A 12,776-nucleotide genomic window follows, 5' to 3' on the forward strand; every position below is an offset into this window, starting at 1 on the left:
CCCATTCGTATAAGGGTAGATCAGCTTTTTTTGATAAAAAGGTCATTTAAAGACGTATAAAATTATTTAAACTGGGCAATAAATGAAAAAATGACAGCGAGAATGGAAGCCACTGAAAGAGGGCACTAAAAAAGGGGAAAACCGCCTTTTTTAGTGCCCTCAGAAATGCTGTCATTTTTTCAGGTTTATTTTGTTGGTTTACGGAGTAAGACCATTGCCATATAAGCTAAGTTAGAAAATAAGATCGAAATGATTAATGCATGCAGAAGACCTATTGATAAGATTTCGTTCTGAGTAAATACAACTGAAATTCCAGTAATCATTTGTAAAATAATAAGAATAAAGGCAATGATGCTTGTCCAAACGAGCACTAACTCATTTCGAAAAATGCTAATTGTCCACATCATAAGAATAAGCAACAAAATCGCCAACGTTATTCCTGCTACCCTATGCAAAAATTGCACTCCTATTGGTCCGGTTAGTCCAGGGAATAACATTCCATTACATAAAGGGAATCCAGCACAAGCTAAAGCTGAATCAGTGTGCTTCACATATGCACCAGTGTAAATAACGGCGTAACAATATGTGATAACAAAGAAGAAAAATGCTTTATATCCCTTTGTTACTTTAGGGGCTATCTGTTTAGGCTTTCCATCTTCAAAAGCTAAAATTGTTAAGAGAACGACTGAGGCAAGCGATACTGCTGAAATACCAAAATGGAGAGCTAATATTGCTTTAGATTGACCAAAGACAACGGCTCCTGCACCAAGTAAACCTTGAAAAATAATCATAGCGACGGCAGTAATAGCCATAAATTTCGTTTCTCTCACATGCTTTAGCTGCTTCCACGACCAGATGGCAAGTATAATGACCAGCGCACCTACTAAACCAGAAACAATTCTATGACTATATTCTATGATCGTTTCAATAGCAGGATTGACAGGGATCACCTCTCCAAAACATAAAGGCCATGTTGCACCGCATCCTTCTCCCGATCCCGTCTTTGTAACAAGTGCACCTTGAAGTAGGACAATGAGTAGGCCTATTGAGGTCAGAATGCCGTAGATTTTTAATCTTTTATGCATTCAATTCACCTTTCCTTCTATAAAATTGTTAAGATATATGCTAGAGTTAGCAAGGGAAAACTTTAAAGCTCCCTCATTGATCTTAAAAACAAACGAGAAAAAAGTCAATTTTACTAGAGTGAATTTTTTATGGACGTCGCTAAATGTGAAGATAATGTGAAACTCATGATTTTAATGAAACTAAATAGATTTTAAGATATAATGTGACTTGTAGCACTTCTAATTAATTTTTTTCCTATATTTATTGTTTACGAAAGTGCTCGATTTGGTTGACTCTACAAAGGGGGTGAAGAATTGATGAATAAGACTAATACTGTGCTGGACTCATCAAAGGTTATACCTAGTCCTGATTCATCAGTTGCTGTTAGTCAGCAAAGGTCATGGAAGGACTATCTAGTACTTGCGAAGCAAGGGATTGTTACGTCAAATTTGATTACTACATTTGCCGGGATATATTTAGCGGCTGTTTATACAGGAGTAGGATTAGGATCACATTTAGCAACAATGTTCTTTGCACTAATTGGTGCAGCGCTTGTCATGGCAGGTGGTTGTACGTTAAATAATTACATTGATCGAGATATCGATCACATTATGGAACGAACGAAGGATCGTCCAACGGTTACAGGGCGTTTTTCTGCTAACCATGTATTATTAGTTGGATTAATCCAAGCAGCTATCGGTTTAGGCTTTTTAGCCCTAACGACAGCAACAGCTGCTGTCATCGGGTTAATTGGATTATTTATATATGTTGTTTTATATACAATGTGGACAAAGCGTACTACAACGCTAAACACAATTGTTGGTAGCTTTTCTGGAGCTGTACCGCCGCTAATTGGTTGGGCAGCCATTGATGGAAGTTTACACACATTTGCTTGGGTTTTGTTTTTTATTATGTTCTTTTGGCAACCGCCACATTTCCTAGCTCTTGCAATGAAGCGCGTGGAAGAATATCGTGCAGCAGGAATTCCTATGTTACCAGTTGTTGCAGGGTTTGAAGTGACAAAACGACAAATGGTTGTTTATGTGATTGCTTTACTACCAGTTTCACTTATGCTTTATCCATTTGGCATTGTGTATACAGTTGTAGCAACGATACTCGGTTTAGGATGGATTGTGTTAGGATTTGCTGGTTTTAAAATGAAAGATGATATAAAATGGGCAAGATTGATGTTTGTATACTCGCTCAACTATTTAACTATTCTCTTTGTTCTTATGGTTATTGTTCATATTTAATAATGCAGATATCTCTATTACTATTTGAAGATATTAAAATGAATAATGACTGTAGATATATATCTTAATTGTAGTTTTAACTACGTAACGAAAGTGAGGTTGGATTGTCAGATGAAACTTTGGAAAACTGCATGGCGTTTTCTACCTCTTTCATTACTCGTGTTTGTTTTAACGGGTTGTTTGGGAGAGACGAACTTAACTGCCCTTGATCCAAAGGGACCACAATCACAATGGTTATTTGACAACATGTTATTATCGTTGTACATCATGGCCTTAGTGACGATTGTCGTATTCGCAATCTTTTTCATTATTCTTGCAAAGTACCGTCGTGCTCCTGGAGACGATGAGATTCCAAAGCAAGTACACGGTAATACGGCACTAGAAATTACATGGACTGTTATCCCAATTATCTTGTTAACAATTTTAGCTGTTCCAACAATTACTGGACAATTTATGTTAGCTGATGTAGAGCCTGATCCAGAGATCGGCGACGATACAGTCTATATTAAAGTAACGGGGCACCAATTCTGGTGGCAATTTGATTATGAAGATGAAGGCTTTACTGCTGGTCAAGAAGTATACATACCAGTAGGAGAAAAAGTAATCTTCGAATTACATGCTCAAGACGTTTTGCATTCATTCTGGGTACCTGCTTTAGCTGGTAAGCTTGATACGGTTCCAGGTATTACGAACCATATGTGGCTAGAAGCTGATGAGCCAGGTGTTTACAAAGGAAAATGTGCTGAGCTTTGTGGACCTTCACATGCTTTAATGGACTTTAAACTTATTGCACTTGAGCGAGATGAATATGATGCTTGGGTTGAAGGAATGCAAGCAGAAGTAGAAGAGCCTACAGAAACATTAGCTCAACAAGGAAGAGATGTTTTCGAAGCTAGCTGTATTGGCTGTCACGCAGTAGGCGGCATGGGTTCAGCTACAGGGCCTGCTCTATCAGACTTTGCAAATCGTGAAGTTGTTGCGGGATACTTAGAAAACAACGATGAAAACTTAGAAGCTTGGATTCGTGATCCTGAGGCTTTAAAACAAGGCAATAACATGCCAGCATTTCCAGATATGAGCGATGAAGATATGGAAGCGCTTATTGCTTACCTTCGTTCTCTAGACGTACAAAACAATTAAAAATTGATTTAAAAGGAGGTAAACCCTTTGGCTGCACAAAAACAGGAAAAAAGCGTTATTTGGGATTGGTTAACAACGGTTGACCATAAAAAGCTTGGAATCATGTATTTGATTGCAGGGACGCTTTTCTTTGTAAAAGCTGGTGTGATGGCGCTATTTATGCGTATCCAGCTCATGTATCCAGAGATGAATTTCTTAAGTGGTCAAACATTTAATGAGTTCATCACGATGCATGGTACGATCATGCTATTCTTAGCTGCCACACCGTTATTATTTGCATTTATGAACTATGTCATACCATTACAAATTGGAGCTCGTGACGTTGCATTCCCATTTGTAAACGCACTTGGATTCTGGATTTTCTTATCAGGTGGTTTGTTACTTAGTATGAGTTGGTTTTTTGGTGGGGGACCAGATGCAGGTTGGACTGCATATGTACCACTTTCAAGTCGAGATTATGCAGGAGTAGGACTCGACTTCTACGTACTAGGTTTACAGGTTTCAGGGATTGGAACATTAGTTTCTGCAATTAACTTCCTAGTAACAATTATTAATATGCGTGCACCTGGAATGACGATGATGCGCCTACCATTATTTGTTTGGTCATCATTCATTTCATCGACATTAATTTTATTTGCTTTTACACCACTTGCTGCTGGTCTTGCACTATTAATGTTAGATCGTATATTTGATGCACAGTTCTTTATTCCGAATATGGGTGGTAATGTTGTTTTATGGCAACATATTTTCTGGATTTTCGGTCACCCAGAAGTATATATTCTAGTTTTACCGGCTTTTGGTATTATTTCTGAGGTTATTCCAGCGTTTTCAAGAAAGCGTCTTTTCGGTTATTCTGCAATGGTATTTGCAACAATACTTATCGCTTTCTTAGGATTCATGGTTTGGGCTCACCATATGTTTACTGTAGGTATGGGACCTGTAGCAAACTCAATCTTTGCGATTGCAACGATGACGATTGCTGTTCCGACTGGTATTAAAATCTTTAACTGGCTATTTACAATGTGGGGCGGAAAAATTACGTTTAATACAGCAATGCTTTTTGCCTCTTCATTCGTTCCAACTTTCGTACTTGGTGGGGTAACAGGGGTTATGCTTGCTATGGCACCAGTTGACTACCTTTACCATGATACGTACTTTGTTGTTGCTCACTTCCACTATATTATCGTTGGTGGTATCGTATTGGCATTATTTGCTGGTCTTTTCTATTGGTATCCAAAAATGTTTGGACATATGTTAAATGAAACACTTGGAAAGCTTTTCTTTTGGGTATTCTATATTGGATTCCATTTAACGTTCTTTGTTCAACACTTATTGGGTCTTATGGGAATGCCGCGTCGTGTTTACACATACCTTGGCGACCAAGGGCTTGATACATTTAACTTTATTAGTACAATTGGAACATTCTTCATGTCAGCAGGTGTGATCCTACTCGTGATTAATGTTATCTATTCAGCATTAAAAGGTGAGCGTGTTACAGTTGCCGATCCATGGGATGCTCGTACACTTGAGTGGGCAGTGCCTACCCCAGTACCAGAGTATAACTTTGCACAAACACCGCAAGTTCGCTCATTAGATCCTGTGTTCTACGAAAAAGTTCATGGTGATGGAACAATGAAGCCAGCTGAACCAGTTCAAGCTATTCATATGCCGAATGGTTCAATCTTGCCTCTGATTATCTCAATTGGTTTGTTCTTTGCTGGATTTGGTTTCATTATGATGAATATGGAAAACCCAATTATGAATCCGTGGATTGTTGTCATTGGTGGTTTAGTAATCACATTTGGTGCAATGTTTGTTCGCTCAGTAAAAGAGGATCATGGTTATTATGTTCCTGTTGAGCAAGTAAAAGCGGATCTTAAGAAAGGAGGAAACTAAGAAATGGCGGGTCATGTAGATACTTCCAAAGGGCTTCCTTCACATCCGGAGAGAGCGACACTAGAAGGTAAAAACAAGTTTCTCGGTTTCTGGTTCTTCCTTGGCGGCGAAACGATTTTATTTGCAACTTTTTTTGGAACATATTTAGCGCTTCGTAACGGCGTTGCCGATGGTCCTACGTCACAAGAAATGTTTCACTTACCACTTGTCTTTGTTATGACAATGATACTTTTAACTAGTAGTTTAACGAGTGTTTTAGCAATGTTTGCGATGAAGAAAAATAAATTCGGCACATTTAAAATTTGGATGTGGATTACCGTCTTACTAGGTCTTGCATTCTTAGGTTTCGAGATTTATGAATTCTATGAGTATGTACATCATGGCTTAGGCTTTACAACAAGTGCGTTTGCTTCATCTTTCTTCTCACTTGTTGGATTGCATGGTGCACACGTTGCATTCGGTTTGTGCTGGATTACTGTCCTACTTATTCGCTACAATAAGAGTGGTATTACATTAACGAATGCTCCTAAGTTTTATTTAGCAAGTTTATACTGGCACTTCATTGATGTCGTGTGGGTATTTATCTTCACGGTTGTATATCTTATGGGAGTATTATAAGGGGGGCTAGTACATGGCAGATAACTTAAGTACACCATTTGAGAAAAGTGCAATGACAGAAGAAGAAAAACGTCAAACGAGTAAAGAAATTCGTAAACAGATTGTTGTTTTTGCGTTAATGATTTTCTTAACAATCATTTCGTTTTTAGCTGTCGGAGCAGATATAATTCCGCGTTCATTTGCGATACCGTTTATTCTACTTTTAGCATTAGTACAACTTGCACTTCAGTTGATATTCTTTATGCACTTGAAAGATAAGGATCACGGTTGGGCAACTGCGTTTATGATTTCTGGAATCTTTGTAACAATTCCAACGATTGCAGCATTAATGTTGCTAATTGGTATTACAAAATACTAAATGAAAGTAAGAGGTGATTCTAGTGATAGAATCACCTCTTTTTTAGGTAAGGGGCTAGTTATGAGGGCACTGAAAATTGGTGTTTCACCTTCGCAGTGCCTTATCTTTATTATGGGTTCTAACTTGTTTTGTTCATGATATTGTAAAGAGAGATCATGGTATAGGGTCGATTTTTTGTTGTATAATGAACACGTATGAAAACTAGAAGAAGGCGTGATTAAATGAACGATCAACATAATCAAGGGGTTATAGGTCAAACTCATCGTAAACGTAATTATAAACCTGCTATTATCATCATTACGATTTTAATTAATGGGTTAGTAGTACTACTTGCAGGTTTACCTGGAGTTGAAAATTTCAATGCATTTGATGTGAAGATTCTTCCATTGATGAATGCCATTTTGAATAGCTTTACATTCTTATTTTTGCTTGCGGCATTAATTGCGATTATGAAGAAAAATGTAGTTATCCATCGTCGTTTTATTTATGCAGCTTTTATAACAACAACTCTTTTTCTTGTCACATATGTAGCCCATCACTTCTTATCCGCTTCTACTCCATATGGAGGGACTGGGGTCATGGCTGGAATCTATTATTTTATATTAATTACGCATATTATTTTAGCTGCAGTGATTGTCCCACTTGCTCTAACATCTGTTGCTCGTGCGTGGAATATGGAAAATGAGCGACACCGTAAGATTGCTAGGTGGACAATGCCTTTATGGTTATATGTAAGCTTAACTGGTGTTCTCGTTTATATTATGATTTCACCATATTATTAAAAAAACTTGGTCACGATGGTGACCAAGTTTTTTTCCGTCTTTTTCTAATGTTAGATCTTAATATTTAATTTAATAATTCCAGCTTCTTTTGCTGAAGTAAAGGCGATAACAAGAAGTGGTCCAATAACAAACCCCATAACGCCAAATAACATAAGACCTAAATACATCGCAATTAATGTAGCTAGAGGTGACAAGCCTATTTGTTGGCCCATTACTTTTGGTTCGACAGTTCGGCGGATAATGAGTAATACAGCGGCTAAGATTAACAGCTGAGTTCCTATAGTAGTATTGCCTGCAATAAATTGAAAAATGGCCCATGGAGCTAAAATGGCAATGGATCCGATTAAGGGAATAAAGTCTATTAACCAAATGATAAAAGCCATTAGCAACGCGTATTCTGGCACGATTAGTAGCAGTCCTATTAAAGAAACAATAAAAATGATAATACTCACTAAAAATTGTGCTTTGAAAAATCCCCAAATTACAAATGTTAACCTTGAGGTCATAAAATTCACTTTATCTTTAGTACGGTCTGATAAATAAGTAAAAGCCTTATCTTTCAGTGAAGGTAGTTCAAGCATAAACAAGAATAAAGCAATTAAATAAACAATAAATGTAACTAAATAGCCTGGAATGCTCGTTATAATCGAAGCTAAGTCATTAATAAGATTTCGTTCACCAATTGTTGTTCGGATTGAATTTAATGTATGGGTTACTTGAACATTAATTTCATGAACGAGATCTGGTGGGAGATTTTCATATTCCTCTTCTAGTCCTCGCTGAAAATTAAGCCAAGCGCGATTAAGATCATTAATGTATTGCGGGAAGTTTTCTACAATTTGTGTCCCTTGAGTGACTGCTTGGGTTGTAATATAGTAGCCAGCTAGTCCAATAAAGAAAACAAATAAAGTAAACACAATCATTACAGCTATATTTCTCTTTATTTTTGCTCGTTTATGTAACGCAGTGACAGCAGGTGTCAAAATAAGTGCTGTTACAAAAGCCGCAATAAGTGGGATTGATACAGGTAAGATAAAATAAGCTACAAGTAAAACGGCAAGAATGGTTATTATGATTATTAACGTCTTTTTTGTCATAAGTGCTGCCAATGTGAGACTCCTCTCTCGTAATGCTATCTTTATTATATTACGAACCTAAACAGATGAACAGGTTAATGACTTAATTTCCTAAAGTCGTCATTTTTAATCGCTACTGCTTGCTTCATATTCTATGTTATAATCATTCGAAGATAAAAAATAGGGAAACAAGGAGAGTTTGAATGCAAAAGTTATGTATCTATATCATGTTGTTAATAACCTTAACAGCATGTGGTTCAGAGCCTGAAGAATTAACGTTACTTGAAGGTGAACAAGCCGATGAGATTGCTGATTTTTTACGCTCATACAAGGAGAATATGATTGAGTCAGTTAATACTGGTGATTTCAACAAGTTAGAGCCTTATTTAATTACAAATAATAGTTTCTATCACTCCTTAAGGCGATATACGAGTGATTTACACGGAGAGCGCTCAACAAAAGAGTTGGATCATTTTGATGTACAAGCAGTTTATGAAGATGAAATTGGCGAAATTCATGCTGATGTTGACGAAGTGGTGACATTGTACGAGCATGGTGAAGAGAAGGAGATTTCTAGGGAATTACGCTTTGAACTCGTTCGTGGCGGAGATGACTCTTTTCGGATCGTAACGATAAAAGAAAGAAAATAAGACAACGAGGGAGTGCCTCGTTGTCTTATTTTTAGTTTGCATCGATGTTTTTTAATAGTAACTCAAGTTTTTTATTACACTTATCAATAATTGGCTGTGGGAATGTTTCTCCTTCATATTCAACACCATGAGGATAATAGTGTTTGCCAAGCATTGGTGTCATAAGCTTAACAATTGTGTCGTCTTTAGGAATATCTCCTTTTACTGCATATGCAGGAACACGAAGGTAGTAGATATCTCCTTGATTTACAATTTTGTAATCAAATGTTACTCGTTGATAATCCCATTGCCCAGCATGAATAAAGCCAATTGATTCTGCAGCGTAACGAAGTGTTTCAAATTTTAATTCTTTGTCTGCAAGTTCAATATGTTCAAATTTCACTACGAATGCGCCTCCAATTCATCAAATATGTACTCTACTTATGATAGTATGAAAACTCTTCAGTTGCAATCAATTAATCATGAATGTTTTATGGATAAAATTTCTTCGACAGTATTGGTGTTGGAAGCGACACAACCTTACATAGTTAGTGAAAGGATATGACAAGGTCCATTGCGAATTTTTTGTAAAGGATATTAAAGAGTGTGTGACTATTACATTTGTTGTTAACAATTGAATACAAGATCTTTTTTGATTTGAGAGAGAGGGGAATATATGAAGAAAAAATACATGATAGCAGGAACTATTTTGCTTTTTGTTTCCATCGTCCTTTTTGAGAAAGTTTATGAGGATCAAATTTCAGAGTGGTTTCAACAGACAGAGACTTATGAGGAAGAGACGTTAGCTGCTGAGGAAGTTTCCTCAATCGTAACAGAAACAGAGGAAGAATATTCAATATCTTTTGCAGACCATGAGCGTTTTATAGGTTTGACAGATGAAGAGATAAAAAATGAATTTGGTGAACCGACGCGCATCGACTTATCGGCATACGGGTATGACTGGTGGATTTATCCATCATCCAATAATTCCTATATGCAAATAGGGATAGAAAAGGGGGAGGTTGTTACAGTCTTTCTAACAGGTAACATACGAGGAGAATCACTTTCTTTAGGGCAGACGTATCATGAAATAAATGAGTTATTAGAATTTAAAGAAAAAGTAGATGTAACGTCGAGTGATGGAGGAATGTATCAATTTGAATTAACAAATGAAGATTTAAAGATGAGGCCACTTGGTCAGGTTGAAGATGTATGGGTTCAATTTTATTTTGACACGTATACAGATGAATTATCGAGTATGCGTATTCTAGAAAAGGATGTTCTCATAAGACAGAGACCTTATTCTGTATCCTACCGAGGAACGCCTCCAGAACGCCCAACTTATTCAAAGGATCAGTGGGATCGGATTGAAGAAGGAAATGCAAAACAAATTTTTGACTTTACGAATATTATTCGGTCAAGACATGGCTTGGAGCCATTTGAATGGGAAGAAGGTGTGTCTAGAGTTGCTTATTTACACAGTAAAGATATGAGTGAGAATGAGTATTTCTCACACACATCACCTAACTACGGTGAAGTATCGGATAGGTTTGACCGCGGAGGTATTCCCTTTATGTTAGCCGGGGAAAATATTGCGGCTAAATATGTTGATGGTTTGGCTTCAGTAGAAGGATGGTTAAATAGTGAAGGGCATCGTTTAAACCTGCTGCACGAAGAATTTACGCACTTGGGCGTAGGGGTATTTAGAGAGCACTATACCCAGAATTTCTTGACACCTTAGCAACTGTAAATGCTATGGGAAGAGAACGTGCTCCTTTTATACTTTTAAAGAGGTAATGACTCATTTTTTTTGGGGTTTCCCATATTGTAGCAAACAACAAATAGTTTAGCTTCTTGATTTTCGCGAACATTGGACTGGGCACCTGTGTAAACTATTATAAAGAATAGACAAAGGAGGACGAAGGAGATGGGATCTAGACAGGGTTTGCATCCTTCTGTTGAAGAATTTAAACAATTCATGAAGTCTCACCCACACTTACTGCAGGAAGTAAAAGAAAAAAGAAAAACGCTTCAAGAGCTTTTTGAAGAATGGAGCGTATTAGGAAGTGAACATGAGCAATGGGGAAATTATGGAAACACGACTCCTGATAATGTTGCGAAGGCAGAAACTGAAGAAAATCTAGAGAATGAAAAGTCATCAAAAAGTGCAAGTGATACCCTTGGACAGATTATGGGACTTATCAAACGCATGAATGTCGATGACCTTCAGCACCACCTTACGCAATTTAGTTCGGTACTGTCTAATGTTCAAAATGTCATTCAATCATTTCAGAAGCCTTCTAATCCGCCAAATCAAAGGCAACATGACCATCCATTTTCATTCCGGCGTGACTAAATGATTGGTATAGGAGGAGATTAGTGTGAGAGCTGAAGTTCAACAAATGCTCTATGAGCGCCCTGAACTACGCCAATATATAAGGCAGCATCCTAATTGGTATCGTAAATTATCAAGAGATCCGAGTCAAATTCCAGCCCTAGAAAAGGAGGCAAATCAGTTTTACGGACGTACACTCCCTCAACGGGTAGAAAGGGTTCAAAATTCTCTTGGACTTGTTATGATGATGATGGAAATGTTAAAAATGGGTCAATCAACTGCTGGTGATTCACAAGGGCCTGTCCAATAGATGACAGGTCTATTTTTTTATGGCTAGAAGCGAACGAATAGAAGGTCTAAGAAAGTGAGAGGATAAAGGTGACAAAATATAGGAGGAGAAGGAAAATGTTGAAATCTGCAACTATTTTTTTGTGTGTTCTTTTTCTAATCTCAATCTTCTCACCAATTGTGAGCGCAAATGCAGCCATCGCTGAAAAAAACGACCTTAAAGGTTTACATATCGTTCCTTTGCAAAATACGGGCGTTATTCGAGTACAAATAGGTGGAAAAAGAGAATTACAAGTCTATCATGAAGTTAGGCAAAATGATTTGTTTGTAGAGTGTTTTGTTAATCACTTTTCGTTTAATGAAGAAAAAGCCGGGGCCCTTCATCAAGATGGAGAAGGGCATATCCGGCTTTATATTAACGATGAGCATGTTGATACTATTTATGAATCAGCCTTTCTCATTGAGGACATTCCTTCAGGTGAATATGAAATACGAGTCGTTGTTGTTAAAAATGACCGTTCGCCTTATGAACTTGAAGAGACATTTGTAGTTACGATGGATTAACTGTTTTTTGTAGATAATTATAGATTGTTTGTTCAATCGATACTCCTAATTGTTGAAAACCTTGATTACCAAAAAGAGTATTAAATTCAAGGAAATAATATTTTCCACCAACGGAAATGACATCAAAACCAGCATGGTTGACACCTAAATTTCTAGCCGTTGTTCGAACAAGGTCAAGTGCTTCTTCAGGAATATCCTCAAAAGAAATGCGGCCACCTTGCGCTACATTGTTTCGGAAAGTATTACGATCATTGATTCGCCAATAAGCTAATACGACATCATCTCCTACAAAGCAAACACGTAAGTCTCGGTCAATTGGTAAGTACTCCTGTACGTAGAAATATGGATTGTTTTCGGCATATTCATTAAATTGCTTATGATTCTCAATTAAAAATACACCTTTGCCCATTGAATTACGGATTTCTTTTGCGACAAAAGGAAAAGGGAATTCTGCGAAAACCCGATTAATATTATCGTGATTACGACCTAAAATCACCGTTCGCGGAACATGGTCAGGGCATACACTCCATAGAGCACGGGTTACTTCAATTTTATTAAAGCCCATTTGAATGGATTGAATACTTGGAAAAATGGCTTTTTTCATACCGTACACAAGTGCATTTACTTGCCAGTTCTCAGGAAACAGACATACGTCTGCATCAGCAATTTTTTCACGTTCGTCGAACATATGCTCAGGCTTCACATACTGGATGCCAGGCATACCAATTGTTCGAAATGGGTTAAATGTTACAATCTTCATTTATTCGACTCA

The 12,776-nt window shown here is 37.3% G+C and carries 15 protein-coding genes; 11 read left to right on the forward strand and 4 right to left on the reverse strand.

Annotated features, from left to right (window positions below):
- Positions 1–185 precede the first annotated feature (185 nt).
- Positions 186–1,085 carry a COX15/CtaA family protein gene (locus AC1FXP_RS06880; RefSeq protein WP_480059714.1) on the reverse strand — a complete coding sequence of 300 codons (900 nt, stop codon included), beginning with the start codon at positions 1,083–1,085 and terminating at the stop codon, positions 186–188.
- A gap of 297 nt (positions 1,086–1,382) precedes the next feature.
- Here AC1FXP_RS06880 and cyoE point away from each other — a divergent pair, with 297 nt between their 5' ends.
- From cyoE to AC1FXP_RS06910, 6 genes are all read left to right on the forward strand, one after another.
- On the forward strand, positions 1,383–2,318 hold the full coding sequence (cyoE, locus tag AC1FXP_RS06885; RefSeq protein ID WP_480059716.1) for a heme o synthase: 936 nt from the start codon (positions 1,383–1,385) through the stop codon (positions 2,316–2,318).
- A gap of 111 nt (positions 2,319–2,429) precedes the next feature.
- Positions 2,430–3,458, forward strand: a complete 1,029-nt coding sequence (gene coxB, locus AC1FXP_RS06890) for a cytochrome c oxidase subunit II (protein WP_480059718.1) — start codon at positions 2,430–2,432, stop codon at positions 3,456–3,458.
- Positions 3,459–3,485: 27 nt separating this feature from the next.
- On the forward strand, positions 3,486–5,354 hold the full coding sequence (ctaD, locus tag AC1FXP_RS06895; protein ID WP_480059720.1) for a cytochrome c oxidase subunit I: 1,869 nt from the start codon (positions 3,486–3,488) through the stop codon (positions 5,352–5,354).
- Between the two features lie 3 nt (positions 5,355–5,357).
- On the forward strand, positions 5,358–5,972 hold the full coding sequence (locus tag AC1FXP_RS06900; protein WP_480059722.1) for a cytochrome (ubi)quinol oxidase subunit III: 615 nt from the start codon (positions 5,358–5,360) through the stop codon (positions 5,970–5,972).
- A 13-nt stretch (positions 5,973–5,985) separates the two neighbouring features.
- Entirely contained in the window at positions 5,986–6,330 is a 345-nt protein-coding gene (locus AC1FXP_RS06905; RefSeq protein WP_480059724.1) for a cytochrome C oxidase subunit IV family protein, read from the forward strand.
- Between the two features lie 221 nt (positions 6,331–6,551).
- Positions 6,552–7,112: a DUF420 domain-containing protein gene (locus AC1FXP_RS06910; RefSeq protein ID WP_480059726.1), complete on the forward strand. Its 561-nt coding sequence runs from the start codon at positions 6,552–6,554 to the stop codon at positions 7,110–7,112.
- Positions 7,113–7,162: 50 nt separating this feature from the next.
- Here AC1FXP_RS06910 and ytvI read toward each other — a convergent pair whose 3' ends face one another.
- Positions 7,163–8,221, reverse strand: a complete 1,059-nt coding sequence (ytvI, locus tag AC1FXP_RS06915) for a sporulation integral membrane protein YtvI (RefSeq protein WP_480059728.1) — start codon at positions 8,219–8,221, stop codon at positions 7,163–7,165.
- Between the two features lie 170 nt (positions 8,222–8,391).
- Here ytvI and AC1FXP_RS06920 point away from each other — a divergent pair, with 170 nt between their 5' ends.
- The gene (locus tag AC1FXP_RS06920; protein ID WP_480059730.1) at positions 8,392–8,838 is read left to right on the forward strand and encodes a TcaA NTF2-like domain-containing protein; all 447 of its coding nucleotides are present in this window, start codon (positions 8,392–8,394) and stop codon (positions 8,836–8,838) included.
- Positions 8,839–8,869: 31 nt separating this feature from the next.
- Here the strand turns inward: AC1FXP_RS06920 and AC1FXP_RS06925 are convergent, their stop codons facing one another.
- Positions 8,870–9,220 carry a YugN family protein gene (locus AC1FXP_RS06925; protein ID WP_480059732.1) on the reverse strand — a complete coding sequence of 117 codons (351 nt, stop codon included), beginning with the start codon at positions 9,218–9,220 and terminating at the stop codon, positions 8,870–8,872.
- A gap of 273 nt (positions 9,221–9,493) precedes the next feature.
- Here AC1FXP_RS06925 and AC1FXP_RS06930 point away from each other — a divergent pair, with 273 nt between their 5' ends.
- The 4 genes from AC1FXP_RS06930 (at position 9,494) to AC1FXP_RS06945 (ending at position 12,004) form a co-directional block, all read left to right on the forward strand.
- The gene (locus AC1FXP_RS06930) at positions 9,494–10,558 is read left to right on the forward strand and encodes a CAP domain-containing protein (RefSeq protein ID WP_480059734.1); all 1,065 of its coding nucleotides are present in this window, start codon (positions 9,494–9,496) and stop codon (positions 10,556–10,558) included.
- Between the two features lie 186 nt (positions 10,559–10,744).
- Positions 10,745–11,173 carry a YlbD family protein gene (locus tag AC1FXP_RS06935; RefSeq protein ID WP_480059736.1) on the forward strand — a complete coding sequence of 143 codons (429 nt, stop codon included), beginning with the start codon at positions 10,745–10,747 and terminating at the stop codon, positions 11,171–11,173.
- 25 nt (positions 11,174–11,198) lie between these two features.
- Positions 11,199–11,462 (forward strand): YlbE-like family protein, encoded by a 264-nt coding sequence (locus tag AC1FXP_RS06940; RefSeq protein WP_480059738.1) that lies wholly within the window; start codon positions 11,199–11,201, stop codon positions 11,460–11,462.
- A 95-nt stretch (positions 11,463–11,557) separates the two neighbouring features.
- On the forward strand, positions 11,558–12,004 hold the full coding sequence (locus AC1FXP_RS06945; protein WP_480059740.1) for a hypothetical protein: 447 nt from the start codon (positions 11,558–11,560) through the stop codon (positions 12,002–12,004).
- Here AC1FXP_RS06945 and AC1FXP_RS06950 read toward each other — a convergent pair.
- Positions 11,991–12,764, reverse strand: a complete 774-nt coding sequence (locus AC1FXP_RS06950) for an ATP-grasp domain-containing protein (RefSeq protein ID WP_480059742.1) — start codon at positions 12,762–12,764, stop codon at positions 11,991–11,993. The two genes, AC1FXP_RS06945 and AC1FXP_RS06950, sit on opposite strands and share 14 nt — an antisense overlap.
- Positions 12,765–12,776 lie beyond the last annotated feature (12 nt).

It is taken from the genome of Halalkalibacter sp. HAAS-P013 (genome assembly GCF_056619925.1).

Excerpts from the sequence above, each read along its gene's own strand:
- AC1FXP_RS06910 (WP_480059726.1), top strand. The coding sequence starts at position 6,552 with ATGAACGATCAACATAATCAAGGGGTTATAGGTCAAACTCATCGTAAA.
- cyoE (WP_480059716.1), top strand. The coding sequence starts at position 1,383 with ATGAATAAGACTAATACTGTGCTGGACTCATCAAAGGTTATACCTAGT.
- AC1FXP_RS06880 (WP_480059714.1), bottom strand. The coding sequence starts at position 1,085 with ATGCATAAAAGATTAAAAATCTACGGCATTCTGACCTCAATAGGCCTA.
- AC1FXP_RS06905 (WP_480059724.1), top strand. The coding sequence starts at position 5,986 with ATGGCAGATAACTTAAGTACACCATTTGAGAAAAGTGCAATGACAGAA.
- AC1FXP_RS06920 (WP_480059730.1), top strand. The coding sequence starts at position 8,392 with ATGCAAAAGTTATGTATCTATATCATGTTGTTAATAACCTTAACAGCA.
- AC1FXP_RS06930 (WP_480059734.1), top strand. The coding sequence starts at position 9,494 with ATGAAGAAAAAATACATGATAGCAGGAACTATTTTGCTTTTTGTTTCC.
- AC1FXP_RS06950 (WP_480059742.1), bottom strand. The coding sequence starts at position 12,764 with ATGAAGATTGTAACATTTAACCCATTTCGAACAATTGGTATGCCTGGC.
- coxB (WP_480059718.1), top strand. The coding sequence starts at position 2,430 with ATGAAACTTTGGAAAACTGCATGGCGTTTTCTACCTCTTTCATTACTC.
- AC1FXP_RS06935 (WP_480059736.1), top strand. The coding sequence starts at position 10,745 with ATGGGATCTAGACAGGGTTTGCATCCTTCTGTTGAAGAATTTAAACAA.
- AC1FXP_RS06900 (WP_480059722.1), top strand. The coding sequence starts at position 5,358 with ATGGCGGGTCATGTAGATACTTCCAAAGGGCTTCCTTCACATCCGGAG.
- AC1FXP_RS06945 (WP_480059740.1), top strand. The coding sequence starts at position 11,558 with ATGTTGAAATCTGCAACTATTTTTTTGTGTGTTCTTTTTCTAATCTCA.